Origin of the sequence: Streptomyces sp. NL15-2K, from assembly GCF_030551255.1 — a bacterium.
GTDB lineage: Bacteria > Actinomycetota > Actinomycetes > Streptomycetales > Streptomycetaceae > Streptomyces.
Genome location: NZ_CP130630.1, coordinates 1,390,097 through 1,415,677, shown reverse-complemented (window position 1 = coordinate 1,415,677; position 25,581 = coordinate 1,390,097). Strand labels below are relative to the sequence as shown.

Below are 25,581 nucleotides of genomic sequence, written 5' to 3'. Positions count from 1 at the left end.
ACCAGTAAGCTGACTTGACAGGTACCGTGACGACTGAAGCTGTTCTTGTCAAGGGTGCGCATGCCCCGGACATCGCGAGCGAAGGAGGGTGCGGGTGCCCACGGAACAGGGCTTGGCCGCCATGCCGGCCGTCGAGATGGTGGCCGAATTCGCTGATCGAACGTTGTCGCCGGTCCAGGTCCACGACGCCGTCCAGTCGGTGATCGAAGCGCGCGAGAGCGTGCTCAACGCGTTCTGGGTGCGGGATCCGGACCAGTCCCGCAAGGCAGCCCTGGCCAGCGAGGCCCGATGGGCGGCGGGGGAACCGCTCGGGCTCATCGACGGCGTGCCCGTGACGCTGAAGGAGAACGTCGCCCGCAGGGGCGTCCCCATGCCCTCGGGCAACGCGGGGACCGAGCCGGTCGTCCCCGGGGAGGACGCGCCCATCACCGCGCGCGTCCTCGAATCCGGTGGGGTGATTCTCGGGTCCACCGTGATGCCGGACTGGGGCATGCTCTCCTCGGGGGTCTCCAGTCGGCACGGCATTTCGCGCAGTCCCTGGAACACCGCCTGGACCACGGGCGGTTCCAGCTCAGGTGCGGGGGCCGCGGCCGCCGGGGGATACGGTCCGCTCCACGTCGGCACGGACATCGGGGGATCGATCCGGCTGCCGGGCACCTGGCTGGGCCTCGCCACGCTCAAGCCCAGTTACGGGAGGATCCCGCTGGACGCCCCTTACCTGGGGCGCAGCGCCGGCCCCATGACGCGCACCGTGGCGGACGCCGCCCTGTTCATGCGTGTCCTGAGCCGACCGGATCCCCGGGACTGGTCAAGCCTGCCGCCGCAGGACATCGACTGGTCGGCGCTGGACGGCGAGGTACGCGGACTGCGGGTGGGGGTGCACCTGGACGCCGGCTGCGGGGAGCCGTGCGACGCCGAGATCCTCGCCGCGGTGAACCGTGCCGCCGCGCTCTTCGAAGCGGCGGGAGCCGTCGTGGAACCGGTCGAGCCGTTCATGAGCCAAGATCTCCTGGACGACCTGGATCTGTTCTGGCGGGTGCGGTCCTGGAACGACTTCCGCGAACTGGCGCCCGAGGCCGGGCTTCGTGTCCACCCCCATATCATCCGATGGTGTCAGGGGGGCGCGGACGTGCCGGGCACGAAAGTACTCCAGTGCTATCAGCAGATCATGCGCATCCAGGCGCAGACCGTGGCGGCGACGGTCCCGTACGATCTGGTGCTCTCGCCGGTAGCTCCGGTGGCGGCGTTTCCCGCTGAGCAGCCGATGCCGTTCATGGGGGACGGGAAGACGATGTACCACATCGGCTTCACCGCGCCGTACAACATGTCGGGGCAGCCCGCGGCGACCGTCAACTGCGGCTTTACGGCGGACCGCCGGCCCATCGGGGTGCAGATCGCGGGCCGCCGCTTCGACGATCTCGGCGTCCTGAGGGCGGCGGCGTGGTACGAACGGAACCGGCCCGCCGAGGCGGTCCCGCGCTGGCCGGACAGCGCCCCCGGGGCGCCCACCGGGGAGAAGACGGCATGGACCACACTCGAAGGGGAGAAGCCGTGAGTGACGGGGCACAGTTCCGGCAGGTATCGCCGCCGGTACGGCTCTATCAGCGCATCGTCGAGCAGATCGAGCAGGCGATAGCGCGAGGTGACCTGAAGCCGGGGCAACGGCTGCCGAGCGAGCGAGAGCTGGTGGCGCAGTTCGGGGCGAGCCGACCCACGGTGCGGGAGGCCTTGCGCGTGCTGGAGAGCAATGGCCTCGTCCGCTCGCGCCAGGGTGACCCGAACGGCCCGGAGATCCTGCCGTTCTCGTCGGCCGGCCTGACCAAGGAGATGACCCGGCTCGTCCAGTTCGACAACGTGTCGATGGCCGAGTTGATCTCGTTCCGCATGATCCTCGAAGGGTCGGCGAGCTTGCTGGCGGCTCGACTGCGGTCCGAGGAGGAGCTGTCTGCCATGGAACGGACGCTTGCCGTCATGTCGGACGCGATCGAGGCAGGGTACGAGGAGTTCAGCAAGGCAGATGTCGCATTCCATGAGGTGGTGGCCCAGGCCAGCCGCAACTCCCTCATCGAGGTCTGCAACCTGGTGGTCCGGGGTGCTGTCCTCTCGCTGATCTCGGACAAGCTCGCCCACGCACCCCACAGCACAGCGCTCATGCGGGAGTCGCTTCACCACCACAAGGAGGTGCTTGAGGCGATCCGGGCACAGGACGGCCTGGCGGCAGCACGCATCTCGCGGCGCGACCTTTACGACTACTACGTCGGCTACGTCCCCGAGAACGAGCAGGGACCACTGCTCGCGCTCGTGGACGACGAGGAGACCTGAACCTCCACCATGGTGACCGCGCGCCGCGGCCGGGCGCGGACGAGCCTGTGCCGTTCGGAACGGGCGGCGTCATCCGCCCCCATCGAGGTCGGTGCGCCGGCGGAGCACCCGTAGCTCGTGATCGAGGAGCTGCATCTCGTAGAGCTTCCCCCGCGCGTTGCTGAAGGGGCGGTGGAGGACCATCATCAGCTGCCCCTCGAAGGTGTGGAACAGCATGCCGTGACCGCTGTCGTCCCGGACCAGCGGCCGGTGCTGCTGCCACGGCCCTGTGATGTCGCCGGACTTCGAGACGGCATAGGTCTGCACATAGCCGCCGCCGATGGTGCCGTCCTGGCCGGCCCGGTTCTTTTCGTAGGTCGACCACAGCATGAGCAGGGACCCGTCCGGGGTGCGGTACAGCTGCGGGCCGTCGGTGACACAGGGCGCGAGCTGGTGCGGTACGCCGCTGGGGATCTGCTCGCTGATCCAGGACGCGTCCGAGGCCTTGAACAGGAAGATCGGATCCCCGATCGCCCGGGACAGGTCCGGAGCCAGCCGGATCGCTTCCATGGTTCCGTCGATGGTCTGCAGCCACTCGTGCGCGTACACCATCCAGGGCTGCCCGGACGGGTCGACGTAGAGCGTGCCGTCGAGGGTCATGAGGTGCTCGGGCGGGGCGGGGCGTGAGGGGTCGAGGACGGTGAAGGGACCCAGCAGCGAGTCGGACACGGCGGTGACGGTGCCGCGCATGTGGTTCGGGATCTGGAACGGCGTGCCCCATTGGTCGGGTGGGGCTACCGGAAGCGGCTTGTCCTGGTGGTGCAGCGTGGTGAACAGGTAGTACTTGCCGCCCCATTCGTGCACCTCCGGTGCCCATCCGCCGTCGGTCGCCCAGATTTCCTTCTGCTCGGCGGCCAGGAAGACCACGACGGGGCGCGTCCAGTCGCGCAGGTCGTGGCTGCGGTAGACCATCGTGCCGGTGCCGTCCACCCCCGACACGGAAGGGTCGTTGGACGTGTAGAGGTGGTAGGCGCGGGTCTTCTTGTCGGCGACGATGAACGGATCGTGGAGCGGCATGTCGGGAAGCCGCATCGGTTCGGTCTCAGCCACGGTTGAAGAATACGGTCGAAGAGTACGTTGACGCCGTGTCGGCGGAAGTCGACGCGGATGACGCACTGACTCGCTCGGGTTGCCGTGGCTCTCCGGCCGGCGGTGTCACTCGTCGTCCGGGGCGGCCGTCGGGTGTGTGAGTGTCGCGACCGCGGCGGCCAGTTGCTTCTGCACCGGCTCCGGCAGTGAGTCCCCCCTGACCGTGCCCACCAGATCCCGGGCCAGGTGGTGCACCTTGATATTGGTGTTCTGGGAGGTCCTGACCAGGGTGGTCCAGGCGTCCTCCGGGCTGAGGCCGAAGCTCGCCATCAGGATGCCGCGGGCCAGGTCGATCGTCGGCCGGGTCTGCATCGCTCGTCGCAACTGCACCAGCTCTATGCGCGGGTCGCTCCCGTGCCCCTGATCGTCCGCGTCGGAAGCGGTGAACAGGGAACGGGCGTCGGCGAGTTCGAGTACCCGCTCGACAACGGGCCCGGCGGCACGGAGGATGACGGTCTTGGACTCTTCCAGGGCCTGCTGCCGAATGCCCAGCAGGACGTTGAGGGTGGAGCAGTCGCAGAACTCGACCCCGCTGAGGTCCAGGTCGATGCCCCGGGCCGAGTCGGCGAGTGCCGAGCGCAAGGCGTGCCGCAACCAAGGCTCCGCTTGAAGACCGAGTTCGCCCCATACGGTCACGACCATACGGTCGCCCTCCTGGTCGACGAGGGCCGTCACCTCGGAGGCTCGAGGTGCTCCGGTACGGTCGACCGATCCCGCACAGGCGTCGCCACCCCCAGACCCGGAGTGCGCAGAGTACGCCGACTGCGGCATGACGCCCTCCCACGACATCTCGTCCACTTGCCTCTCCCAAACTCACGCCAACACAAGCGACACGTCAACAGATACACGAAAAGAATTTCCGGTATTGGTCTGCGTGAAATCCTAAGCGTATGATGCGCGCATGGGTGTAGTGCCTGAGCCGCACACTGGCTGGACGTTCATTACCAACCACGCGCGCGTGCTGGCCGTCATCGCCGACGATCCGAACGCGCGCATCCGGGACATCGCCGCGCATTGCCGGCTCACGGAGCGTGCCGTCCAGAAGATCATTTCCGACCTGGAGCAGGCCGGCTACCTGTCACACACCAGGGAGGGCCGCGGCAACACCTACCGGATCGAGCCCGGCAAGGTCCTGCGCCACCCCGCCGAAGCCGGCCTCAGCGTGGCCTCCCTGCTCTCCCTGCTGGTGCAGGACGAGGCGGATCGCACGGCTCACAGTCGCGTCGGTGCCGACGGGAACCGGCCCGGCTAGGGCGCTTCCCGATCATCGAGGGCGTCCCGAAGCGCGGCGCGGGCCGGTGAGAGCGTCAGGCAAGGCCGCCGTTGGCGAAGAGGATCTGGCCGTTGATCCAGCGGGCCGGGCCGGCGAGGAAGGCGACCGCCTCGGCGATGTCCTCGGGGGTGCCGAGGCGCTCGAGCGGTGCGGCCTGGGACAAGTGGTCGATCGTGGCCTGGTCCTTGCCCTCCAGGAACAGGGGCGTGGCGGTGGGGCCGGGGGCCACGGCGTTGACGGTGATGTCCTTGCCGCGCAGTTCACGGGCGAGCACCGGCGTCATCACCTCGACCGCGGCCTTGCCGGCCGTGTAACCGCCGTAGGTCGGGAACTGCAGGCGGGTGACCGAGGTCGAGAAGTGGATGATCGCGCCGCCGCCGCGCACCCGCCGCGCCGCCTGCTGGGAGACCACGAAGGCGCCGCGGACATTGGTGCGGTACATCCGGTCCAGGTCGTCCAGGTTCAACGTCGCGATGGGGGACAGGAGCATGATGCCCGCCGTGTTGACGACCACATCGATGCCGCCGAACTCACGCTCCACCGCGTCGAACGCGGCCGACATCGCGCTCTCGTCGGCGATGTCGCCGCCCACCGCGATGGCCCTGCCGCCGGCCGCGGTGACCGCGGCGACCGTCTCCTCGGCCCTGGCCTTGTTGCCGGCGTAGTGCACGCCGACGGCGATGCCGTCCTTCGCCAGCCGCTCGACAACCGCCCGGCCTATGCCGCCGGAGCCGCCGGTGACCAGGGCGACGCGCGTGGTGTTGTTCGTCATGATGATTCCTTCGGTCAGTCAGATGGTGGGCGAGATGGTGAGTCGGATGAGGGGGGCCGGTTGCCGGGCCCGTTGAAGTGAGAGATCTTCAGGCGGACGATCCGGACGCCGGGATCTGCGCCAGCCACTGCCCGAGCAGAGCCGACTCGGCGGATGTGAAGGGCTGCGGGGTGAGCTCGTCCAGGGAAGAGAGCAAGGTGGCGGCGGCAGCCGCCCGCACGTCGCCCGCTGTCGTGCCCGCACGGGGCTCGAGCAGGATGGCCTGGTGGATCGCGTCGCGCACCAGGACGGACAGGCCCGGGTCCGGATACAGCGTCGGACGGGTGACCAGCGCGAGCGCGACGCCGGTGTTCGCCGTCATGACCATGTTCGCGGCCACCTCCGGCGTCACCCGGAGACGACCCTGCGCGGCGAGACGCTCGAGGACCTCGCGGAGGATGCGCAGCGCTTCCTCCGCCGCCTCGGGCACGGAGCGCAGCGCCGGGGCGAACATCAACTTGTAGGCGTTGGGGTGAGCCAGCGCGAACGCCGTGTGGCTGTCCCAGCCCGCCCGCAGGTCCTGTAGCGGATCCTCGGACTTTTCGGCGGCCCGCTTGCCTGCCAAGTACTGGTCCCAGACGTGGTCGACCGTCGCCGCGAGCAGGCCGTCCTTGTCGCCGAACAACCGATACAGCACGGGCTGCTGTACGCCGGCCGCCTCGCACACGGCGCGCGTGGACACGTCGCCGCTCGGTGACTGGGCCAGCAGCCCGGCCGTCGCTTCGATTATCAGTGATCTGGTTTCCATGTAACCGACGATAACACGAGAGCGTATCGATGCCAACGGAAATCTGTTATCGATGATTCGACAGCGCTCGTGAAGCCCTCGTGAAGCGCTCAGTGCCGCGCGGCCGGGTCGCGCACCGTCGTCTCGGAGGGCGGCCGCGCGCGGACCCACCGGAACAGCACCACCGAGCAGATGGCCGCGAACGCGCACCAGGTCGAGACGAACTCCAGCCGCCACAGAGCCCAGCAGATCAACGCCCCCACGGCGAGTAGTGGCAGTGCGATGACGGCCCAGAGGGTGGTGGCAGGTCCTCTGCCCCCACCCGATTCCCAGACGGCCGACTCGACGATCTGATGGGCACCGAGCAGCAGCGGCAGCGCGGCGAGCGGCAGATCCCGGCTCCAGCGCACCCGCGCCACGCACGCCACCCCCACGCCCGCGACAGCGGTGCCCGCCACCAGGTCGGCCGTCGCACTCCAACACATCACGCCACCATGGGGTTCGCCGTCGTGTGTATCCGCCTACGCCGCAGACCAAGCTACGTCCGGCTCCGCCGACGATCCGGGTGACACGACGGCCGAGCCCTCCCACGGCTGGTCCTGCCCGCGCAGGAGCCAGTGCCCCGTCACTAGAGGCGGATGGTCATCTCCACGGTCACGTCGTCACCTTCCGAGAGACCCTGCGGCTTGCGCACAGCGTTCTTGAGCGGCAGCAGGTAGCCGCCGTCCTTGGGGAAGAGCGACGTCTCGAAGGCGACCTCGCCTATCCGGACCTCGACCGGGATCACGCCCCAGCCGTACGTGGCCATCGCCGCCACCTCGTGGATGTCGGCGGACTCCTGCTCCGGCACGGGGACGAAGTAGTACGGCGCCGGCCCACGCCATTCGATCACCCGGCCGCTGAAGGCGAGTCGCATGGGGTCAGTCCCGTTCCTCGAGGGCGGCCAGATCACGTTCGGCGTACATGCGGTGCCACCACTCCTCGTTGAGGACGATCAGCAGGCATTTGTGGACGGGGAAGGTGTCGCCCTCGTCCGGCCAGCCGGGACCCACGAGCGGCTCGGTCCGGCTGTCGAGCTGCTCTTCGGTCAGGTCGTCGACCACCCGCCGCATCATCGCCATCGCCTCCCGCCGCAGGGCGAGCGCCTCGTCGAGCGACGGGCGCGCGTTCCGGTCGTGCGGCACTCCCGGCCGAGGGCTCATCTGGTCCCAGGGCAGGGACAACGGGTGCCACGGGCGGGGATCGCCCAGGACGCAGCGGCCGACCCACGACTCGGTGGCGAACGCGAGGTGGCGCAGGGTCTGGATGAACGACCACTCGCCGTCGACCGATTCGTGCAGCGTCTGCGGGGGCAGCCGGCGCGCCCGTGCGAGGGTCGCCGCCCACAGCCGCTCGTTGAGGTCCCAGGCCTCCCGGAACCCCTCCGGCGTGGTCGGCCGGAACTTGGGACGGTCAGGGTGCCGGCGATCCAGCTCGGCCTCCACCAGCGGGGCGATGTCGACCCCGTTGACGACGAGGCCCTGGATCTCGCCGTCGATGCGGGTGTCGACCATCTCGACGCCGCGCATGACGACCTGGTTGAGCTCACATGCCCGCAGCGTCGCCCCGTTGAGGCTCACCGTGGTGAACCGCGCCCCCGTCATGTCCGCGCGCTCGAACTCCCTGCCGCGCAGGTCGGCAAAGTCACCGTCGCTCATGGCGGTCAGACTACGGCTGCCGCGCTGCCGCCGGACCACGTGATGGCGGGCCGGTCGCGTGCCGGTGCGATTCCGTGGTGTGGACACCCTCTTGACGTCACTCAGAGGTGGATCGAGACTCCGGAGGGGAATCCTAGTGATCCGATAGGAAAACCCGCGCCTACTCCCGGGGAGACCTATGTCCGTCACACGCTTCGCCGTCGTCCCGTCCGCGCAGCCCGCCCCCACGTTCCGGGGCCGCCTCGGCCGGGACGCGCGCAGCGGGCACTACGCCGTGCCGCGCCGCTACCGTCTCCATCTGTCGACCGCGTGTCCCGACGGCCTCCGTATCGCCGTCGCCCACGGCCTGCTCGGCCTCGACGACATCTGTCCGGTGACGTTCCTGGACGCCGTGCCCGACTGTCCGGACGGCGGTCATTCCGCGCTGCGTCCGCTGTACGACGCGAGCGCGCACCGGTACACCGGCGCGGCCGCGGCGCCGGTGCTCAGCGACGACTGGTCGGGGCGGATCGTCAGCACCCACGCCCCGGACATCATCCGCGACCTGGCCCGGCACTTCGGCGGCGGGCGGCCGGCGCTCCACCCGTGCGGCATGGAGGGCGAGATCGAAGCCGTCGAGCGGTTGTGTGCCCAGGGCATCGAGGCGGCCGCGCAGCACGCCGGACGGGCCGACGGCGACGCGGGGGAGCGGGCGGCGGCGCTCGGTTCGCTGTTCGACGCGCTGGGCCGACTGGAGCGCCGGCTGGCCCCCCACGCCTACGTACTCGGCGATCAACCCACCGCCGCCGACATCGAGTTGTGGGTCGCTCTGGTGCGGCTCGACACGGTGCACCGCCACCACCTGGACGCCGCAGCGGTGCACCGCATCGCCGGCCACCCCGTCCTGTGGGCGTACGCCCGCCGCCTGGCCGCCCACCCCGCCTTCGGCACCCACCTCGACCTCGACGGCATCGCCCGACGGCATCACGCCCACTGCCAGGGGCTGGAGGCCGCCGGAGCCGCCGTGCAGATCCTCGACTGGGCGGGCCACGTCGGCCGGAGGGCCTAGTCGGTTCCGTCGGAACAGATCACACGGCCTGGAACATCCCGCACGGCCGGGCCGTTGTGACTGACGACGAGACACGAGATGTGCACGACGACCCCGGTGCCCCGGACGGAGGTGGAGGACATGCCCCGCACGTCACACCCCCGTGTCCTCAACCCGCGCCGCCGCGTCCGCCTGCACTCCCGGCCGCACATCGACCTCCAGCGCGTGGCCGGCGCGCTCTGTTGCTGTTCCTGATCCCCTCGCCCGCCGCCGTGCCCTCCCGTGTGAGGGCTTCTCGTACGGACTTTCAGGAAGGCATCCCTTCGTGTCCCCTTCATCCCCTGCGCTGCACCTCGCCGTCGCCCTGGACGGCACCGGCTGGCATCCGGCCTCCTGGCGCGAGGCGGTTGCCCGTCCCCGGGAGGTGTTCACCGCCGGCTACTGGGCCGATCTGGTCGCCGAGGCCGAGCGCGGCCTGCTCGATTTCGTGACCTTCGAGGACGGCCTCGGCCTGCAGTCCTCCCACTTCCTCGACCTCGACGGCCGCACCGACCAGGTCCGCGGCCGCCTCGACGCCGTCCTCGTCGCCGCCCGCATCGCCCCGCTGACCCGGCATATAGGCCTGGTCCCGACCACGGTGGTCACTCACACGGAGCCGTTCCATATCTCCAAGGCCATTGCCACCCTGGACTACGTCAGCACCGGCCGGGCGGGCCTGCGAGTGCAGATCACCGCGCGCCCGAACGAGGCCGCGCACTTCGGCCGCCGCGCGATCGCGCGCATCGACAGGTACGAGAGCCCCGTGGTGACCGACCTCTTCGAGGAGGCCGCCGACTACGTGGAGGTCGTGCGCCGGCTGTGGGACAGCTGGGAGGACGACGCGGAGATCCGGGACGTGGCCACCGGCCGTTTCATCGACCGCGACAAGCTGCACTACATCGACTTCCAGGGCAGGCACTTCAGCGTCAAGGGCCCCTCCATCACCCCTCGCCCGCCGCAGGGCCAGCCGGTCGTCACCGCCCTCGCCCACCAGAGCGTCCCGTACCGGCTGGTGGCCCGTCAGGCCGACATCGGGTACGTCACCCCGCACGACGCCGGCCAGGCCCGCGCGACCGTCGCGGAGATCCGCGCCGAACAGGAAGCGGCCGGCCGGGCCGGCGAGTCCCTGCACATCTTCGGTGACCTGGTGGTCTTCCTCGACGACGACCCCGCCGCGGCGGCAGCCCGCCGGGAGCGTCTCGACACCCTCGCGGGAGAGCCGTACACCAGCGATGCCCGCGTCTTCACCGGCACGCCCGCCCAACTGGCCGACCTGCTGGAAGAGTTGCGGGCGGCCGGACTCACCGGCTTCCGGCTCCGCCCGGCCGTCCTGGGCCACGACTTGCCGGCGATCACCCGGGGGCTGGTCCCCGAACTCCAGCGCCGTGGCGTCTTCCGCCGCGCCTACGAGGCCGGCACCCTGCGCGGTCTGCTGGGCCTGGCCCGCCCCGCCAACCGCTACGCCGCTGCCACTGCCTGAGCCGGAAGGATCCCCCGACCGATGTCCAAGCCCCTGAAGCAGATCCACCTGGCCGCCCACTTCCCCGGCGTCAACAACACCACCGTCTGGAGCGACCCCAAGGCGGGCAGCCACATCGAGTTCAGCTCCTTCGCCCACTTCGCGCGCACCGCCGAACGCGCCAAGTTCGACTTCCTGTTCCTGGCCGAGGGACTCAGGCTGCGCGAACAGGGCGGGACGATCTACGACCTGGACGTCGTCGGCCGCCCCGACACCTTCACCGTCCTGGCCGCGCTCGCCGCCGTCACCGAGCACCTCGGCCTGACCGGCACCATCAACTCCACGTTCAACGAGCCCTACGAGGTCGCCCGCCAGTTCGCGAGCCTGGACCACCTCTCCGGCGGCCGCTCCGCCTGGAACGTCGTCACCTCCTGGGACGCCTTCACCGGCGAGAACTTCCGCCGCGGCGGCTTCCTGCCGCAGCAGGAGCGCTACTCCCGCGCCAAGGAGTTCCTGGCCACCGCGAACGAACTCTTCGACTCCTGGCAGGTTGACGAGATCGTCGCCGACCCGGCGAGTGGCACCTTCCTGCGCGAGGCGAAGGCCGGCGCCTTCGTGCACACCGGGCAGCACTTCGACATCCACGGCCAGTTCAACGTGCCGCGCTCCCCGCAGGGCCGACCGGTGATCTTCCAGGCCGGCGACTCCGAGGAGGGCCGCGAGTTCGCCGCCTCCGACGCCGACGCGATCTTCAGCCGGTACGCCACCCTTCAAGAGGGACAGGCCTTCTACACCGACGTCAAGAACCGCCTGGCCAAGTACGGCCGCGGCCACGACCAGCTCAAGATCCTGCCCGCCGCGACCTTCGTGCTCGGCGACACCGACGCCGAGGCGGAGGAACTGGCCAAGCAGGTGCGCCGGCAGCAGGTCAGCGGGGCCACCGCCATCAAGCACCTCGAATTCGTCTGGAACCGGGACCTGTCGGCGTACGACCCCGACGGCCCGCTTCCCGACATCGACCCCGACGTCGGCGAGCACCACATCGCCCGCGGCCGCGCCCAGGTCCGCATGTACCGCGATCCGCTGGCCACCGCCCGCGCATGGCGCGAACTCGCGGCCGCCAACAACTGGTCGATCCGCGACCTGGTCATCAACACCGGCAACCGGCAGAACTTCGTCGGCTCGCCGGAGACGATCGCCCGGACCCTCAACGACTTCGTCCAGGCCGACGCCAGCGACGGCTTCATCCTCGTCCCGCACATCACCCCCGGCGGCCTCGACGCCTTCGCCGACACGGTCGTCCCGCTGCTCCAGGAACAGGGCGTGTTCCGCACGGAGTACGAGGGCCCGACCCTGCGCGACCACCTCGGCCTCGCCCACCCGGACGACTCAGGGAGCGCACGCGTGGCGTCGTGACCGTCACTCCGCCCAGTCGAGCTGACCCTCGGGCGTCCCCACCGACCGCCCGTACGCGATCGCCTCGGCACGGCCGGCCGCGTCGCCGCGCCGATAACGGAAGACTTTGCCGGCGAAGACGACCACGCACTCGTCCCCGGCGGTGAAGTCGGCATACCAGCCGTTCTCGGGCTCCAGCGCGTCGGCGAACGCCCGGGCGAGTCCGTCGACGTCGTCGCCGTCGGTCTCCCACTCGACGAACGTCCACGCCCGGGGCTGCCCGTCGGCCGCGCTCGCCGAGACATCGACCCGGCCGACCTTGCGCAGCCGCAGCCCACGCGGCTGGAACTCCGCTCCGACCCGGAGGCTCTCGCCGATGACATATCCCGTGATCACGCGCTGTCTCCCGCCAACTCGCCGACGACCCACGGGCGGTGAGACTACCTGCCGTACGACGGCCCGGCACGGCATGGCGTGGCCGCGGACGTCACCCTCCCCCGAAGGTGACGTCCGCGACCGCTTCCCCCGGCGCCGGACAGTGGTCGAGCATCGTCCGTGTGCGGCCTGCTCGTGCTGTCACCAGCACATGACGGCTGTTTCCCCCGAACCCCAGCCGGAGTACAGGCGCACACGGACGAAGTAGCGGCGGCCCTTGACGAGATGGGCCTTGATCGTGGCGTTGCGCGGTGTTCCCCCGTCGTCCTGGCCGGTGAGGTAGCGGGGCTCGCCGTCTCGTTCCTCGAAGACCACGACGACCGTGTCGCTGTCGCCGAACGTGCCCACGGTGTACTCGCGGGTCTCCGGCGGCTCGACGACGAAGTCGGCCTGTTCGCCCGGGCCGAGGCCGAGCGGTGCCGACCGGAAGGGCACCAGCGCCGGCGGCCGCGGCGGAACGGCCGGCGGGTACCAGCGCAGGACGAACTCCTTGTCGGCGGCCGAGAGCGTGCCCGGCGGGTGCAGACCCGCGCGGTACTGTTCCGGCTCCAGGATCAGCCCCGACGAGAAGGGGTACTGCATGATCGAGTGCGGATCCCAGACGGAACCGTTGACCTCGTCGCGGTCGAGCTTGCGCAGGATGTTGAAGAACGTCCGGTCCCGGTTCCAGAAGTTCGGCGGGCCCGCCAGATCGGCGTAGACGGCCTCGTCGTCCCAGTGGATGCCGGCGAACGGGCTCTGATGCTCGTGCAGCATGCCGAGCGCGTGCCCGATCTCGTGCAGTGCCGTCCCACGCTCACCGGGCGCGGTCAGGTCCCAGCCGAAGTTCATGGTGCGCTCGTGCAGGCCGACCCGCAGCGCGTCCTTGCCCACGGTCGACCAGGAGCCGTCGCCGAGCTGGAACCCGATACGCAGTTCGGCCTCCGAACGGTCGCCGACCTCGGCGAACGACACCCCGATGCCGAGGTCCTGCCACTCCTGGAAGCACTCGCGTACGACGTCCTGCTGTTCCTTGGCCCCGGCCCACGACACCCGCCGGGTCGCCCCGGTGCCGGGGACGGCGATGACCGAGCCGTCGGTGTCGTCGTCGAAGAAGTAGTAGTGCAGCACGGTGCTGTTGACCCACATACGGCTTCCGCCGATGAGCGCACTGAGCCGCTCGGCGGCCAGCCCGGCCGCGAAAGCGGGGGCGGGCTGCTGCGCGAGGGAGCAGTAGCGTGCGGTCATGACGATGAGCATGCCGTCGACCGTCCAGGCAGCGCCTGAGTCGGGGCCTACTCAAGTCACCCTGTATCAGGCTTGAGTACGGCGGCTCTAGCTTTCGTGACGACTTTGGAACGGGGCGCGAAGACCCTGGAGCTGCCCTGGCCCTTCACCGGCCGGGACGACGAACTGGAACTGGTCCGCCGGTCCGTGACCTCCGCACGCCACGGCATCGTGGTGACGGGCCCGGCCGGCAGCGGCAAGACCCGCCTCGTGACGGAGGCCGTCCGCGGGTCCGACTGCGCCAAGGTGGCCGGGACGCCCGAGACCCGCCGGATCCCCTTCGCCGCGTTCGCCCACCTCCTTCCCGAGAACGTCTCGCTGCACCGCGCGGTCCAGCTGCTGTCCGGCACCCGGCTGTTGCTGGTCGACGACGCCGACCTGCTCGACGACGCCTCGGCCGGCCTGGTCCACCAGCTCGCCGTGCACGGACGCACCCGCCTGCTGGTCGTGGCCACGGACGGCGCCCCCGTGCCCGGCGCCATCTCCCGGCTGTGGACCGGGGAGCTGCTGCCGCGCCTCTCCCTGGAGCCGCTGCCCCGGGAGGAGACGGCCCAGCTGCTGACGGCGGGTGCCGGTGGCGGCCTGGAGCCGCTCACCGTCGACCGGCTGTACCGCCTGTGCCAGGGGGACCTGCGGCTGTTGCGCGATCTGGTGGGCGCGGTGCGCGAGGGCGGGCTGCTCACCCGGGTTCCGGAGACGGACGAGTGGGCGTGGCGCGGCCCGGTGCCGATGACCGCGACCGTACGCGAGCGGAGCGCGCCCGTCCTCGACCGCGGCTGCCCAAAGGAGCGCGAGACCCTCGAACGGCTGGCCTTCGGCGAACCCCTGCCGCCGCACCTGGACGACCTCGACCTGCGGAGCCTCGAACGCCTGGAGGCCGACGGCCTGGTCCACGTCGACGACCACGGCACCGTCCGCCTCGCCCACCCGCTGCACGGCCCGGTGCTGCGGGCCGCCGCCGGACGGCTGCGGGCCAAACGACTGGCCCGCACACCGGACAGCTGCACAGCCGCCCTGGAGGCGGAGGCGGCCGCGCTCACACGAGGGATCGACAGTGCCGACGTACGGACGATTCCCGCGCCCGTGGGGGAGTGGCTGGTGGCGGAGGGCGCACCGGTGCCGGCCGGCTACGCGGCCGTACGAGCGCGGTTCTCGCGGCTGCGGGGGGAGCTGCGGGAGGCGGCCGCCTGGGCGAGGGAGGGGCTGCGGAGCGCGCCCGGCGACCGGTCCTGCCGCGCCGAACTCGCCCAGGCGGCCGCCCAGTCGGGCGAACTCTCCCAGGAGGGCCTAGGGGATGCGACGGCGGCCTGGCAGGCGGCCGCCCGCGGTGACCTCGACGGAGCCGTGGAGACGATCGATCCCTACGATGCCGTCCGCCTCGGCGCACCCGAGCAGGCCCTCGGCCGTCTGACCGGCGTCTTCGCCGCCCACGCCGACGCCCTCGCCCGCGGCGACGGACCCGACCTGGACCGGGCGGCCGTACGGCTGGAGCAGCGCGGCTTCCTGCTCTTCGCGGCCGAGGCGCACGCCCAGGCCGTACGGGCGCACCGCGACCCGCGCGCCGCCCGCACCTCGCGCACCCGCGCCGTCGCGCTCGCCCGGCGCTGCCAGGGCGCCCGCACTCCGGCGCTGTCCGGGCTGGTCCTGGGCGAACTGACCGCCCGGCAGCGGCAGATCGTCACCCTCGCGGCGGCCGGCCTCAGCAACCGGCAGATCGCGGAGAAGCTCACCCTGTCGGTCCGTACCGTCGGCAACCACCTCTACAGCGCCTACGTCCGGCTCGGCGCGAGTGACCGCGGCGCCCTGCCGTGGCTGGTGGCACTGCCGCAAGCGCAGTCGGCCTGAACTGCGCCCATGAGACCGGCGGTCTGACCCCCGTGATCGGGGGAGGGGTCAGGCCGCCTCTTGGGGCCTGTCCGGCGGATCATGCCGCAGACGCGGGGTCTGGCACGCCCATCTGCGGCGTTGTCGTCGGTTGCCGACTCCCCCACGCTCGAACAACCTCGCGCGGGGGGACCCCCATCGCGTCGACGCCCTCCTCCGCCTTGCAGCTGGACGCACCAGACCCCGCTCACCTGCGCTGATTTGGCGCCGCCGATTTCCTGCGACCTGATCCGCCGGACAGGCCCTCATGCCCGCACGTGCGGGTCAGGCCGCCCCGAACGCCGAGAACGCCCACCCCGTCGCCTGGTGCGTCGCGTCGCCCGGCAGCGCGGCCCGCGCGTCGCGCAGCGCCTCCGCCAGCGACAGACCGGCGCTCAGCCCCTTGTGCAGCGCGAGCATCAGCGGCACCACCGCCGCGTCGTTGACGGGCGCGCTGCACGCCACCACGCCGGCCGTACCCAGCGGCAGCAGCGCGGTGACCAGGCCGAGCAGCTCGTCGGCGCCGACGGACGCGAACCGGGCGGTGTCGCAGCAGGACAGGATGATCCGGTACGGGCTGCGGTCCAGGCGTTCGAAGTCGTGGACGATGAGCGGGCCGTCCGCCATCCGCAGGGACGAGAACAGGGGGCTGTCCGCGCGGAACGTGCCGTGCGCGGCGATGTGGGCCAGCGCCGAGCCGTCGAGCTCCTCCAACACCCGTGGCACACGCGCCTCTTCGTACTCCAGCACGGTCGATCCGCCGTACCGGTCGGCCAGTTCGGGCACCTCCGCGCCGCCGGTCGCCAGCCCCGGGCCGCGCACCAGCACCTGCCGTCCGCCGGGCGGCGGCGCCGTCTCCCGGGCCCGCAACCAGCTGCTCGCCGACGGCGACACGCTGAACACCCGGTCCCGCAGCGAGGGCAGCAGCGCCCACGGCACCCGGTGCAGCCGCCCAGGCGGCACCACCACGACCGGACCGGGGCCCAGCTGCGCCGCCGCCCGCCCGAGCAGCAGCTCCTCCAGCCGGCGGCCCGCCGCCGCCACCACCGGAAGCCGTGCCTCCGCCCCCGGATGGGCCAGCCGCCGCAGCCCGGCCTGCACATGCTCGGCCTCGGTCTCCGCCTCGGCGAGCAGCCCCGCCTCGAACCGCCGCACCCGCCCCTGCCCGCACAGCAGCACATGGACGCGCCCGTCGAGCACGGCCAGCTCCACCAGCCGTACGTCGTCACCGAGCCGTTCCAGCAACCGGGCGGGGGCGAACCGGTCTCCGTCGCCGGGCGCGTCGCCGCGCATGTGCAGGGTCCGGGAGCGGATCTCCCGCTCGAGCCGCCGCTGTTCGCGCTCCAGGGCCGGAACCGAGCGGCCGTCCCTGCGGGCCTCCTCCGCGCGGGCCGCGATCTCGCGGAACGCGGTGAGGTCGCCGAGCAGCGCCGGGTCGGCGGGCGGCCGGGTCGGCGGCGCGGACAGGACGGTCGCCCGCCAGCGCTCGCTCCACCTCAGCAGCCGCCGAGGCCCGCCCGAGTCGAGACTGGCCCGCTGGGCCAGCGCGGCGAGCTCCGCGCCCTGCGCGGTGGCCCGGGCCCGCAACTCCGAGGCGCCGAGCGTCATCCGGTGGTCGTCGAGCACGTCCAGGCCGCGCCGGCAGGCCTCCAGGACACCGCGGCCGGAGCCGGCCGCCCGGGCCCGCAGCGCCTGGGCCGCCCAGCCGGTCATCCGGGCCAGCGGCGGCCCGCTGTGCCTGCTGCGGGCGGCGACGGCCAGGTGCCGTTCCGCGTCCGCCGTCCAGCCCAGGTCGAGCGCCATCCGACCGGCGAGCAGCGAGGCCTCCGGCGCGGCCGGCGCGCCGAAGGCGGCCAGCCGGTCGGCGACCGCGGCGGCGTCCGCGACCAGTCGCCCGGAGCCGCGCCCGGCGGCGACCCGGGCCTCGATCAGCACCAGCCGGGCGTGCGTCTCCCACCAGGTGCGCCGCTGCCCGGCGAACAGCCGTACGGCCATGTCCGCGCGCGCGATCGCCGTGTGCGGATCGCCCACCAGCCGGGCCGCCCGCGCGGCGGCCAGCAGCAGTTCCGCCTTGCGGGTGGACTGCCCGCCGATGCCGTCGAGGACGGCGATCGCCGCGTCCGCCTCGGCCAGCGCCTCCGGGGCGAGCCCGGCGGCCATCAGGACCTCGCAGCGCCGGATGTTCAGCATGAACGTCGGCGTGCCCAGCTTGGCGTACCGCTCCTCGGCCTCGTCAAGGAGCCGCAGCGCCGCCGGGATGTCCCCGGACCGGAACGCGGCAAGGCCCCGGCTCTCCACCGCGTCGGCCTTGTCGTGCTCCTGGCCCGTGGTGTCCCACAGCGCCTCGGCCGCGGTGAAGTCGGCGTCCGCGCGGTCCACCGCGCCGAGCGCGAGATGCACGGTGGCGCGCAGGGTCAGCGCGCGCGCCGTCCAGATGACGTCGTCCGCCTGCCGCAGCACGGGGACCGACCGGCGCACGTCCTCCAGCGCCTCCCGGTGACGGCCCAGCACCCACGAGGCGTAGGCCCGCCGGAACAGCACCCGCGCGCGCGTGTGGCCGCTGCTCACCGCGACACCCCGCTCCAGCGCCTCCAGGCCCTGCCGGGTGCGTCCCGCGTGCACCAGCGCCACACCGAGCGCGGCCAGGACGTCCGCCTCCCGGTCCGCCGACTCCGCGCGCGCGGCCAGATCGCGGGCGCGGCGCAGATGGTGCAGCGCGAGCCGGAGGTCGCCCCAGTCCCGCTGCCAGATCCCGATCACCTGGTGGGCGACGGAGGCATCCAGCAGTGTGGGATCGGCGTCGAGCACCCCTTCCGCCTTCGCCAGCGCCTCGTTCGGTGCGGCGAACACCATCGGCAGCAATTCGAGAACCGAGTCGCTTCCCGCTGTCACCTCATGGATGGTAGTGGCCCCGGATGCACCCGAAACAGGTTTGGCGCTGTATCAATCGCCGGTCACGCCGCTCTGACTGACGACCATCGCCTCAACGGGAGGACACGCCATGGCACCTCAGCGATTCCACGAGCAGTTCGACCAGATCCAGCGTTCGATGCCCGACGTCCCCCTGGCCATGGGACCCGACGACGCGGCGGAGTTCCTCTACGAGAAGGGCGTGGTCCTCGCCCGCGACGGCGAGGAGGCACGGCTCGTCGAGGACACCATCCGCTCCCACTTCACAGAGGCGCCGGATCTGACGCCCGACCACGTGCGCCGGGCGAGCCCTCAGACCAACCGCTCGGGCATCACCCGTATCCAGGTCGGAGACCCCGGCCAGGCCGACCCGGCTGTCGTGCACGCCCTGCGGGCCCTGCGCGAGCCCGAGGCACGGGCCGGACGCCGCCTGGTCAGCCGCAATCACGTGGTGTCGATCGCGGTCAACTCCTGCCCCGGCGACGAGCCCGTGCCCGCCCCGCTCACCCAGGGCACCAACCCGGCCCCGGCCGAGGCCGGCTACGACCGGGACACCGCCGTCGGTGTCCTCGTCATCGACAACGGCCTCACGCACGACTACGCGTCCGCCGCGCTGCTCGCCCACGTCCAGGGCGACCTCCACGGCACCGAGACCGACAGCCAGGGCAACCTCCAGCAGTACATCGGCCACGGCACGTTCATCGCCGGGCTCGTCGCCGCCGTCGCGCCCAACACGAACGTCACGGTCCGCAATACCCTGACCGACGCGGGCGCCATCCTGGAGTCCGAGTTCGGGGAGAAGCTCTTCGAGGCCGTCGACCACAACGGCTGGCCCGACGTCATCAGCCTCTCCGCCGGCACCTCCAACGGCCGCACCGACGGCCTGCTCGGCGTGGACGCCTTCATGCGGGAACTGCGCACCCAGCGCACCCTGTTGGTCGCCGCGGCCGGCAACAACGCCAGCGCCACCCCCTTCTGGCCCGCCGCCTACGCCTCGCTGCCCGACTACGAGAACGTCGTGCTGTCGGTCGGCGCGCTGCGCGGCGACGGCGAGCACGGCGCCTGCTTCAGCAACCACGGCCCCTGGGTGAACGCCTACGCCCCCGGCGAGCGCCTCACCAGCGCCCTCACCGGCTTCGACGCGCCGGTGCCGTACGTGTACCAGCACTCCACGTACGACGCCTGCCGCTACGGCTTCACCTACCAATGCACCTGCCAGTCGCCCCGGCACACCGGCGTGCTGAGCGAGGCGAACGCCGCCACCAAGCCCGACCAGGTGATGTTCGAGGGGTTCGCGCACTGGAGCGGCACCTCCTTCGCCACCCCCGTGGTCGCCGGGATGATCGCCGCCCACATGGCCGCGCACAAGGAGACCGACCCCCGCGCCGCCCGGCAGCAGCTGCTCGCCGCGAACACCGAACTCGCGGAGGTGCGCGGGGCGCACGTACCGGCGCTGCGCCCGCCCACCTGGCGCCCGGCCCCGGTCGGGCAGCGCTCCGTCGGCGCATGAGGGCCGGAACCGTCCCCTCCACGGCGTACGATGACTGGTCGTACACGAGGGGTGGGGCCGTGGACCGTACAGATGTCGGCGCGCTCGTCCAGTCCGCCGTCGACGGTGACGCCGCGGCCTGGAAAGCGCTGGTGGAAGGGCTGAGTCCGCTGGTGTGGTCGGTCGTGCGCGCGCACCGGCTCTCCGACGCCGACGCGCACGAGGTGTACCAGACGGTGTGGTTCCGCTTCGCCCAGCACCTGGGGCGGATCCGCGAACCGGAGAAGGCCGGATCGTGGCTGGCGAGCACCGCACGGCACGAGTGCCTGAAGGTGCTCAAGAGCCTGAGGCGGACGACGCCGACGGACGATCCGCAGGTCCTGGACCGGGTCAGCGAGGACCGTACGCCCGAGCAGTCGTTCCTCGACTCGGAGGATGCGGCCGCCGAGACCGAGCGGATCCGCCGCGTGTGGCAGGAGTTCGAGGAACTCGGCGACCGGTGCAGGCAGTTGCTGCGTGTGCTGATGGCCTCGCCGCCGCCCAGCTACCAGGAGGTGTCCGCCGCGCTGGGCATCGCGGTGGGCAGCATCGGACCGCTGCGCCAGCGCTGTCTGCGCCGCCTCAGGGCCCGACTCGACGCACGGGGAGCGCTGTGAACGACATGAGCGGCATGAGCGACATGTTCGACCTGAACGACGATCCCGTCGCCGAAGAAGGCATCGGCGACGAGGAGTTCGACGACGGACCCGGCGCGGAACACGACGACGGTCTCCTGGGGGAGCTGACCCAGGCGGCCTGCATCCTCGACCCGGTGCCGCCGGCACTGCGCCAGATCGCCGTGGACGCCTACGCCCTGCACGACCTCGACGCCCGGCTCGCCGAGCTGACCTTCGACTCGCTGGTCGACGCGACCCCGGTGAGAGGAGCGACGGAACCGCCCCGGATGCTGACGTTCCACTCCGGGGACGTGACCGTCGACGTCGAGGTGACCGCACAGGGCCTGATGGGACAGCTGCTGCCCCCGCAGCCGGCCCGCATCGAGGTGCTCGGCGGCCCGCAGACGAGCCTGCCGCTCGTGGCCGACGACATGGGCCGCTTCACCTCCGAGGAAGCCCCCACGGGGCCCTTCGCCCTGCGCCTGCGGGCGGGCGACGAGGTCGTGGTCACGGAGTGGCTGCGGGCCTGAGCCGGGCCGACGGGGACCGCGAACCGCAGCCCGGGGCGGTCCCCGCCAGGACCAGAGCGGTCAGCGGCTCACGGCGTCGACGAGGGTGGCGAGCGCCGCCGCGAGCTGCCCGAGGCCCGGCCCGGCGGGACCGCCCGGCTCGCTCATGTACAGGTCCCGGCGGATCTCCACCATCAGGGCGGATACGCGGGGCTCCTTGCCGTAGAAGTCGAGCGGTACGTAGGCCCCGCTGAACGGGCTGTCGAGCCCGATGTCCCCGCACCCGGCGAACGCCGCCCGCGCCGCGGCGAGCAGCTCCGGCGGGGTGTGGAAGGAGTCGGTGCCCAGACAGACGGGCGGCCGCGGCCCCTCGCCGTGCAGTTCGTAGGGCAGCGCGGCGGTGGGGTAGGAATGCACGTCGACGACCACGGCCCGCCCCGCGACGGCGAGCCGTTCGGCCACGGCGTCCGTCATGGCCTGCGCGTACGGCCGGAAGTACCTCTCGATCAGCGGCTCGGGATCGGCGTCAGCGGGCCGCAGAACCGCGCGGTGAGTGGTCCGCGTGTACACGGCGCCCATCCCCACCGCGAGCATCTCCTCCCGCTCGTCCGGAAACCGCTCCGGATCGACGACCAGCCGGGACAGCCGGTTGACGAACCGCCAGGGGGCGGCCGCCGACAGCCCGGCGGCTTCGGCGGCGAGCTCGGCGGTGTGCGCGTCGGTGATGTGGTCCAGCTCCCGCTCCAGCCCTTCGTCGTCCAGCACGATGCCGGCGCGCACCGACGTCGGTATCTCCCGCGCGGAGTGCGGTACATGGAGGATCACGGGGGAGCGATCGGTACCGGGGAGGAATGCGAAGGACGGTGCGGCTGGGGTCATGAGGCTGCTCCCGGGGCTTGGTCATGGAAAACCGCTCCGCCCCGGCCGGGCACATGCCGACCGGGGCGGAGTCACGAAAATCAGGTACGGCCGCGAGGCCTACCGCGTCACAGGGACGCCAGCACCTCGTTCCACGTGGCCGACGGGCGCATGATCTTGGCGGCCTTGGCCGGGTCGGGCTGGTAGTAGCCGCCGATGTCGGCCGGCTTGCCCTGGACGGCGTTCAGCTCGTCGACGATCTTCTGCTCGTTCGCGGAGAGCGTCTCGGCGAGCGGGGCGAAGGCCTTCGCCAGGTCCGCGTCGTCGGTCTGCTGGGCCAGCTCCTGCGCCCAGTACAGGGACAGGAAGAAGTGGCTGCCGCGGTTGTCGATGCCGCCGACGCGACGGGTCGGCGACTTGTCCTCGTTGAGGAAGGTCGCCGTGGCGCGGTCGAGGGTGTCGGCGAGGACCTTCGCGCGGGAGTTGCCGGTGAAGTCGGCGTACTGCTCCAGGGACGGCACCAGCGCGAAGAACTCGCCGAGGGAGTCCCAGCGCAGGTAGTTCTCCTTGACCAGCTGCTGCACGTGCTTCGGCGCCGAACCGCCGGCGCCGGTCTCGAACAGGCCGCCGCCCGCCATCAGCGGGACGACCGACAGCATCTTGGCGCTGGTGCCCAGCTCCAGGATCGGGAACAGGTCGGTCAGGTAGTCGCGGAGGACGTTGCCGGTCACCGAGATCGTGTTCTCGCCGCGGCGGATGCGCTCCACCGACAGCTTCGTGGCCTCGACCGGGTTCAGGATCCGGATGTCCAGGCCCTCGGTGTCGTGCTCCGGCAGGTACGCCTTGACCTTGGCGATCAGGTTGGCGTCGTGCGCACGGGTCTCGTCCAGCCAGAAGACGGCCGGGTTGCCGGTGGCACGGGCCCGGGTGACGGCCAGCTTCACCCAGTCCTTGATCGGGGCGTCCTTGGTCTGGCAGGCGCGGAAGATGTCACCGGCGGAGACGGTCTGCTCGATGACGACGTCGCCGTTCCGGTCGACCAGGCGGACCGTGCCCGTGGTCGGGATCTCGAACGTCTTGTCGTGGCTGCCGTACTCCTCGGCCTTCTGCGCCATGAGGCCGACGTTCGGGACCGAGCCCATCGTCGACGGGTCGTAGGCGCCGTGGGCGCGGCAGTCGTCGATCACGGCCTGGTAGACGCCGGAGTACGAGGAGTCCGGCAGGACCGCCAGCGTGTCGGCCTCCTGGCCGTCCGGGCCCCACATGTGGCCGGAGGTGCGGATCATGGCCGGCATCGAGGCGTCCACGATCACGTCGGACGGCACGTGCAGGTTGGTGATGCCCTTGTCGGAGTCGACCATCGCCAGTTCCGGGCCCTCGGCGAGCTCGGCGTCGAAGGAGGCCTTGATCTCGGCGCCCTCCGGCAGGGACTCCAGGCCCTTGTAGATGCCGCCCAGACCATCGTTCGGGGTCAGGCCGGCCGCGGCGAGCGTCTCGCCGTACTTGGCGAACGTCTTCGGGAAGAAGGCGCGCACCACGTGACCGAAGATGATCGGGTCGGAGACCTTCATCATCGTGGCCTTGAGGTGCACGGAGAACAGCACGCCGTCGGCCTTGGCCTTGGCGATCTGCGCGGTGAGGAACTCCCGCAGCGGTGCGACGTGCATGACGGAGGCGTCGACGACCTCGTCCTTGAGAACGGGGACCGACTCGCGCAGCACGGTGGTCGTGCCGTCGTCGCCCACGAGCTCGATGCGCAGGGCACCGTCCTCGGCGATGACCGCGGACTTCTCGGTGGAGCGGAAGTCGTCGACGCCCATGGTCGCCACGTTGGTCTTGGACTCCGGAGTCCAGGCGCCCATGCGGTGCGGGTGGGTCTTGGCGTAGTTCTTGACCGAGGCGGGGGCGCGGCGGTCGGAGTTGCCCTCACGCAGGACCGGGTTGACCGCGGAGCCCTTGACCTTGTCGTAGCGGGCCTGGATGTCCCGCTCCTCGTCGGTCTTCGGGTCGTCCGGGTAGTTCGGCAGCGCGTAGCCCTGGCTCTGCAGCTCGGCGATCGCGGCCTTGAGCTGCGGGATCGACGCCGAGACGTTCGGCAGCTTGATGATGTTGGCCTCGGGCGTCTTGGCCAGCGCGCCGAGCTCCGCGAGGGCGTCCGGGACGCGCTGTCCCTCCTCCAGGTACTCGGGGAACAGCGCGATGATGCGCCCGGCCAGGGAGATGTCACGCGTCTCCACGGCGACACCCGCCTGCGAGGCGTACGCCTGGACCACCGGCAGGAAGGAATACGTCGCCAGGGCCGGGGCCTCGTCAGTGTGCGTATAGATGATGGTCGAGTCAGTCACCGGGTGCTCCGCTCCACGTCTGCAACATTGCTCGACATCAAGATATCTCCTGATCGACCTCGACTCGACAGGGGTCCGTGGATGCGTCAGTCGAGACGGGCCGAAGGCACCCCGTCCATGTCCATGTCCTCGACGCCCCGCTGCTGCGGAATCACCACCGAGCCCTGCTGCAACGCCACCGTCCGCGCCGGCGCCGGAATCCGGATGCCCTCCGCGCGGTAGCGCCTGTGCAGGCGCTTGATGAACTCGTGCTTGATCCGGTACTGGTCGCTGAACTCGCCCACGCCCAGGATCACCGTGAAGCCGATCCGCGAGTCGCCGAAGGTGTGGAAGCGGACCAGCGGCTCGTGCTCCGGGACCGCGCCGGTGATCTCGGTCATCACCTCGGCGACGACCTCGCAGGTGACCCGCTCGACCTGGTCCAGATCGCTGTCGTAGGCGACCCCCACCTGCACCAGGATCGTCAGCTGCTGCTCGGGACGCATGAAGTTGGTCATGTTCGTCTTCGCGAGCTCACCGTTGGGGATGACGACCAGGTTGTTGGAGAGCGAGCGGACCGTCGTCTGACGCCAGTTGATGTCCTCGACGTAGCCCTCCTCCCCGCTGCTCAGCCGGATGTAGTCGCCGGGCTGGACGGTCTTGGAGGCGAGGATGTGGATGCCCGCGAACAGGTTGGCGAGCGTGTCCTGGAGAGCGAGAGCGACCGCCAGGCCGCCGACGCCCAGGGCGGTGAGCATGGGCGCTATGGAGATGCCCAGCGTCTGGAGCACGACCAGGAAGCCGATCGCCAGGACCAGCACCCGGGTGATGTTGACGAAGATCGTGGCCGACCCGGCGACCCCGGAGCGGGACTGGGTGACCGTCCGCACCAGGCCCGCGACGACCCGGGCCGCCGCCACCGTCGCGACGAAGATCAGCAGCACGGTCAGGACCTGGTTCACGTTGTGCTGGACCGTCGCGGTCAGCGGCAGCGCCGCCGCCGCGGCGGCCGCACCGCCCGCGATCGCCGCCGCCGGCACCATCGTCCGCAGAGCGGCCACGATGACGTCGTCGCCGCTCCAGCGGGTGCGGTCGGCGTGCTTGCCCAGCCAGCGCAGCAGCATGCGCAGCAGGAACGCCGCCAGCAGGCCCGCGACCACGGCGATTCCGGCGATGACCAGGTCGTCCATGGTGAGATCTCGCTTCACCGGTCACCTCCGGGAAGCACGACCGCGGCGAAGTCACTCGCCGACTGCCCGATGTGAAGTTGCGTCACGTTGTCACCTGTTCGATTCCGAGATGGGAGGTCGCGCGGGCCAGGAAGCCCCCCCCTTGGCCGACGCGACCGCTCATCCTGCCGCATCCGGTACAGCAGTTCGTACCGGCACCCGTG

General features: G+C 71.3%; 24 protein-coding genes. 11 read left to right on the top strand and 13 right to left on the bottom strand.

The features are described 5' to 3' along the window. Positions 1-94 precede the first annotated feature (94 nt). Both Q4V64_RS05705 and Q4V64_RS05700 read left to right on the top strand, forming a co-directional pair. On the top strand, positions 95-1,555 hold the full coding sequence (locus Q4V64_RS05705) for an amidase (RefSeq protein WP_216377505.1): 1,461 nt from the start codon (positions 95-97) through the stop codon (positions 1,553-1,555). Continuing rightward, positions 1,552-2,322 carry a FadR/GntR family transcriptional regulator gene (locus tag Q4V64_RS05700; protein WP_253266609.1) on the top strand — a complete coding sequence of 257 codons (771 nt, stop codon included), beginning with the start codon at positions 1,552-1,554 and terminating at the stop codon, positions 2,320-2,322. Before Q4V64_RS05705 ends, Q4V64_RS05700 begins: the two co-directional genes overlap by 4 nt. A 69-nt stretch (positions 2,323-2,391) precedes the next feature. Here Q4V64_RS05700 and Q4V64_RS05695 read toward each other — a convergent pair whose 3' ends face one another. Together Q4V64_RS05695 and Q4V64_RS05690 are read right to left on the bottom strand one after the other, a co-directional pair. Next, positions 2,392-3,393 carry a glycoside hydrolase family 43 protein gene (locus tag Q4V64_RS05695; protein WP_124436642.1) on the bottom strand — a complete coding sequence of 334 codons (1,002 nt, stop codon included), beginning with the start codon at positions 3,391-3,393 and terminating at the stop codon, positions 2,392-2,394. Positions 3,394-3,516: 123 nt separating this feature from the next. Continuing rightward, positions 3,517-4,239 (bottom strand): ANTAR domain-containing protein, encoded by a 723-nt coding sequence (locus tag Q4V64_RS05690; protein ID WP_253266615.1) that lies wholly within the window; start codon positions 4,237-4,239, stop codon positions 3,517-3,519. Between the two features lie 112 nt (positions 4,240-4,351). Between Q4V64_RS05690 and Q4V64_RS05685 the strand changes: the two genes are divergently transcribed. Further along, on the top strand, positions 4,352-4,702 hold the full coding sequence (locus tag Q4V64_RS05685) for a helix-turn-helix domain-containing protein (RefSeq protein ID WP_124436587.1): 351 nt from the start codon (positions 4,352-4,354) through the stop codon (positions 4,700-4,702). A 55-nt stretch (positions 4,703-4,757) separates the two neighbouring features. On the opposite strand, the gene Q4V64_RS05680 is transcribed toward Q4V64_RS05685, so the two are convergent. The 5 genes from Q4V64_RS05680 to Q4V64_RS05660 all read right to left on the bottom strand — a co-directional run bounded on the left by Q4V64_RS05680 (position 4,758) and on the right by Q4V64_RS05660 (position 7,958). Next, positions 4,758-5,495, bottom strand: coding sequence for an SDR family oxidoreductase (locus Q4V64_RS05680; RefSeq protein WP_124436586.1), 738 nt, complete (start codon positions 5,493-5,495; stop codon positions 4,758-4,760). Between the two features lie 88 nt (positions 5,496-5,583). Beyond that, positions 5,584-6,282, bottom strand: a complete 699-nt coding sequence (locus Q4V64_RS05675; protein ID WP_124436585.1) for a TetR/AcrR family transcriptional regulator — start codon at positions 6,280-6,282, stop codon at positions 5,584-5,586. Between the two features lie 89 nt (positions 6,283-6,371). After that, entirely contained in the window at positions 6,372-6,746 is a 375-nt protein-coding gene (locus tag Q4V64_RS05670) for a DUF6629 family protein (RefSeq protein ID WP_124436584.1), read from the bottom strand. Between the two features lie 143 nt (positions 6,747-6,889). After that, positions 6,890-7,177 carry a DUF1905 domain-containing protein gene (locus tag Q4V64_RS05665; RefSeq protein WP_124436583.1) on the bottom strand — a complete coding sequence of 96 codons (288 nt, stop codon included), beginning with the start codon at positions 7,175-7,177 and terminating at the stop codon, positions 6,890-6,892. A 4-nt stretch (positions 7,178-7,181) separates the two neighbouring features. Further along, the gene (locus Q4V64_RS05660; protein WP_124436582.1) at positions 7,182-7,958 is read right to left on the bottom strand and encodes a DinB family protein; all 777 of its coding nucleotides are present in this window, start codon (positions 7,956-7,958) and stop codon (positions 7,182-7,184) included. A 178-nt stretch (positions 7,959-8,136) separates the two neighbouring features. On the opposite strand from Q4V64_RS05660, the gene Q4V64_RS05655 reads away from it, so the two are divergent. The 4 genes from Q4V64_RS05655 to Q4V64_RS05645 all read left to right on the top strand — a co-directional run bounded on the left by Q4V64_RS05655 (position 8,137) and on the right by Q4V64_RS05645 (position 11,899). Continuing rightward, positions 8,137-9,006 carry a glutathione S-transferase C-terminal domain-containing protein gene (locus tag Q4V64_RS05655; protein WP_124436581.1) on the top strand — a complete coding sequence of 290 codons (870 nt, stop codon included), beginning with the start codon at positions 8,137-8,139 and terminating at the stop codon, positions 9,004-9,006. A gap of 120 nt (positions 9,007-9,126) precedes the next feature. Then, positions 9,127-9,240, top strand: a complete 114-nt coding sequence (locus Q4V64_RS54760; protein ID WP_348540792.1) for a putative leader peptide — start codon at positions 9,127-9,129, stop codon at positions 9,238-9,240. A gap of 70 nt (positions 9,241-9,310) precedes the next feature. Next, positions 9,311-10,504 carry an LLM class flavin-dependent oxidoreductase gene (locus Q4V64_RS05650; RefSeq protein ID WP_124436580.1) on the top strand — a complete coding sequence of 398 codons (1,194 nt, stop codon included), beginning with the start codon at positions 9,311-9,313 and terminating at the stop codon, positions 10,502-10,504. Positions 10,505-10,525: 21 nt separating this feature from the next. After that, positions 10,526-11,899, top strand: a complete 1,374-nt coding sequence (locus Q4V64_RS05645; RefSeq protein WP_124436579.1) for an NtaA/DmoA family FMN-dependent monooxygenase — start codon at positions 10,526-10,528, stop codon at positions 11,897-11,899. A 3-nt stretch (positions 11,900-11,902) separates the two neighbouring features. Here Q4V64_RS05645 and Q4V64_RS05640 read toward each other — a convergent pair whose 3' ends face one another. After that, positions 11,903-12,274, bottom strand: coding sequence for a hypothetical protein (locus tag Q4V64_RS05640; RefSeq protein WP_124436578.1), 372 nt, complete (start codon positions 12,272-12,274; stop codon positions 11,903-11,905). Positions 12,275-12,454: 180 nt separating this feature from the next. Next, the gene (locus Q4V64_RS05635; RefSeq protein WP_303709079.1) at positions 12,455-13,540 is read right to left on the bottom strand and encodes a M12 family metallopeptidase; all 1,086 of its coding nucleotides are present in this window, start codon (positions 13,538-13,540) and stop codon (positions 12,455-12,457) included. Positions 13,541-13,636: 96 nt separating this feature from the next. On the opposite strand from Q4V64_RS05635, the gene Q4V64_RS05630 reads away from it, so the two are divergent. After that, positions 13,637-15,424: a LuxR C-terminal-related transcriptional regulator gene (locus tag Q4V64_RS05630; protein WP_124436576.1), complete on the top strand. Its 1,788-nt coding sequence runs from the start codon at positions 13,637-13,639 to the stop codon at positions 15,422-15,424. A 303-nt stretch (positions 15,425-15,727) separates the two neighbouring features. On the opposite strand, the gene Q4V64_RS05625 is transcribed toward Q4V64_RS05630, so the two are convergent. Beyond that, the gene (locus tag Q4V64_RS05625) at positions 15,728-18,295 is read right to left on the bottom strand and encodes a CHAT domain-containing protein (RefSeq protein WP_124436640.1); all 2,568 of its coding nucleotides are present in this window, start codon (positions 18,293-18,295) and stop codon (positions 15,728-15,730) included. Between the two features lie 148 nt (positions 18,296-18,443). Here Q4V64_RS05625 and Q4V64_RS05620 point away from each other — a divergent pair, with 148 nt between their 5' ends. The 3 genes from Q4V64_RS05620 to Q4V64_RS05610 are packed head-to-tail and all read left to right on the top strand — an operon-like array spanning position 18,444 to position 21,027. Further along, on the top strand, positions 18,444-19,862 hold the full coding sequence (locus Q4V64_RS05620; protein WP_124436575.1) for a S8/S53 family peptidase: 1,419 nt from the start codon (positions 18,444-18,446) through the stop codon (positions 19,860-19,862). A 59-nt stretch (positions 19,863-19,921) separates the two neighbouring features. Then, complete coding sequence (locus Q4V64_RS05615) at positions 19,922-20,497, top strand: sigma-70 family RNA polymerase sigma factor (protein WP_124436574.1); 576 nt, start codon at positions 19,922-19,924, stop codon at positions 20,495-20,497. A gap of 5 nt (positions 20,498-20,502) precedes the next feature. Beyond that, positions 20,503-21,027, top strand: coding sequence for a hypothetical protein (locus Q4V64_RS05610; RefSeq protein WP_253266614.1), 525 nt, complete (start codon positions 20,503-20,505; stop codon positions 21,025-21,027). A 60-nt stretch (positions 21,028-21,087) separates the two neighbouring features. Here the strand turns inward: Q4V64_RS05610 and Q4V64_RS05605 are convergent, their stop codons facing one another. From Q4V64_RS05605 to Q4V64_RS05595, 3 genes are all read right to left on the bottom strand, one after another. Then, complete coding sequence (locus Q4V64_RS05605; RefSeq protein ID WP_124436573.1) at positions 21,088-21,885, bottom strand: N-formylglutamate amidohydrolase; 798 nt, start codon at positions 21,883-21,885, stop codon at positions 21,088-21,090. 107 nt (positions 21,886-21,992) lie between these two features. Continuing rightward, a complete protein-coding gene (locus Q4V64_RS05600; protein WP_124436572.1) occupies positions 21,993-24,209 on the bottom strand; it encodes an NADP-dependent isocitrate dehydrogenase in 2,217 nt (738 codons plus the stop codon). 86 nt (positions 24,210-24,295) lie between these two features. Then, entirely contained in the window at positions 24,296-25,396 is a 1,101-nt protein-coding gene (locus Q4V64_RS05595) for a mechanosensitive ion channel family protein (RefSeq protein ID WP_124436571.1), read from the bottom strand. Positions 25,397-25,581: the final 185 nt, after the last annotated feature.

Bases quoted from the DNA above. Each gene is read 5' to 3' on its own strand.
- Q4V64_RS05695 (WP_124436642.1), bottom strand. From the start codon at position 3,393: ATGCGGCTTCCCGACATGCCGCTCCACGATCCGTTCATCGTCGCCGAC.
- Q4V64_RS05690 (WP_253266615.1), bottom strand. From the start codon at position 4,239: ATGTCGTGGGAGGGCGTCATGCCGCAGTCGGCGTACTCTGCGCACTCC.
- Q4V64_RS05685 (WP_124436587.1), top strand. From the start codon at position 4,352: ATGGGTGTAGTGCCTGAGCCGCACACTGGCTGGACGTTCATTACCAAC.
- Q4V64_RS05680 (WP_124436586.1), bottom strand. From the start codon at position 5,495: ATGACGAACAACACCACGCGCGTCGCCCTGGTCACCGGCGGCTCCGGC.
- Q4V64_RS05675 (WP_124436585.1), bottom strand. From the start codon at position 6,282: ATGGAAACCAGATCACTGATAATCGAAGCGACGGCCGGGCTGCTGGCC.
- Q4V64_RS05670 (WP_124436584.1), bottom strand. From the start codon at position 6,746: ATGTGTTGGAGTGCGACGGCCGACCTGGTGGCGGGCACCGCTGTCGCG.
- Q4V64_RS05665 (WP_124436583.1), bottom strand. From the start codon at position 7,177: ATGCGACTCGCCTTCAGCGGCCGGGTGATCGAATGGCGTGGGCCGGCG.
- Q4V64_RS05660 (WP_124436582.1), bottom strand. From the start codon at position 7,958: ATGAGCGACGGTGACTTTGCCGACCTGCGCGGCAGGGAGTTCGAGCGC.
- Q4V64_RS05655 (WP_124436581.1), top strand. From the start codon at position 8,137: ATGTCCGTCACACGCTTCGCCGTCGTCCCGTCCGCGCAGCCCGCCCCC.
- Q4V64_RS54760 (WP_348540792.1), top strand. From the start codon at position 9,127: ATGCCCCGCACGTCACACCCCCGTGTCCTCAACCCGCGCCGCCGCGTC.
- Q4V64_RS05645 (WP_124436579.1), top strand. From the start codon at position 10,526: ATGTCCAAGCCCCTGAAGCAGATCCACCTGGCCGCCCACTTCCCCGGC.
- Q4V64_RS05635 (WP_303709079.1), bottom strand. From the start codon at position 13,540: ATGACCGCACGCTACTGCTCCCTCGCGCAGCAGCCCGCCCCCGCTTTC.
- Q4V64_RS05625 (WP_124436640.1), bottom strand. From the start codon at position 18,295: ATGGTGTTCGCCGCACCGAACGAGGCGCTGGCGAAGGCGGAAGGGGTG.
- Q4V64_RS05620 (WP_124436575.1), top strand. From the start codon at position 18,444: ATGGCACCTCAGCGATTCCACGAGCAGTTCGACCAGATCCAGCGTTCG.
- Q4V64_RS05610 (WP_253266614.1), top strand. From the start codon at position 20,503: ATGAGCGGCATGAGCGACATGTTCGACCTGAACGACGATCCCGTCGCC.
- Q4V64_RS05605 (WP_124436573.1), bottom strand. From the start codon at position 21,885: ATGACCCCAGCCGCACCGTCCTTCGCATTCCTCCCCGGTACCGATCGC.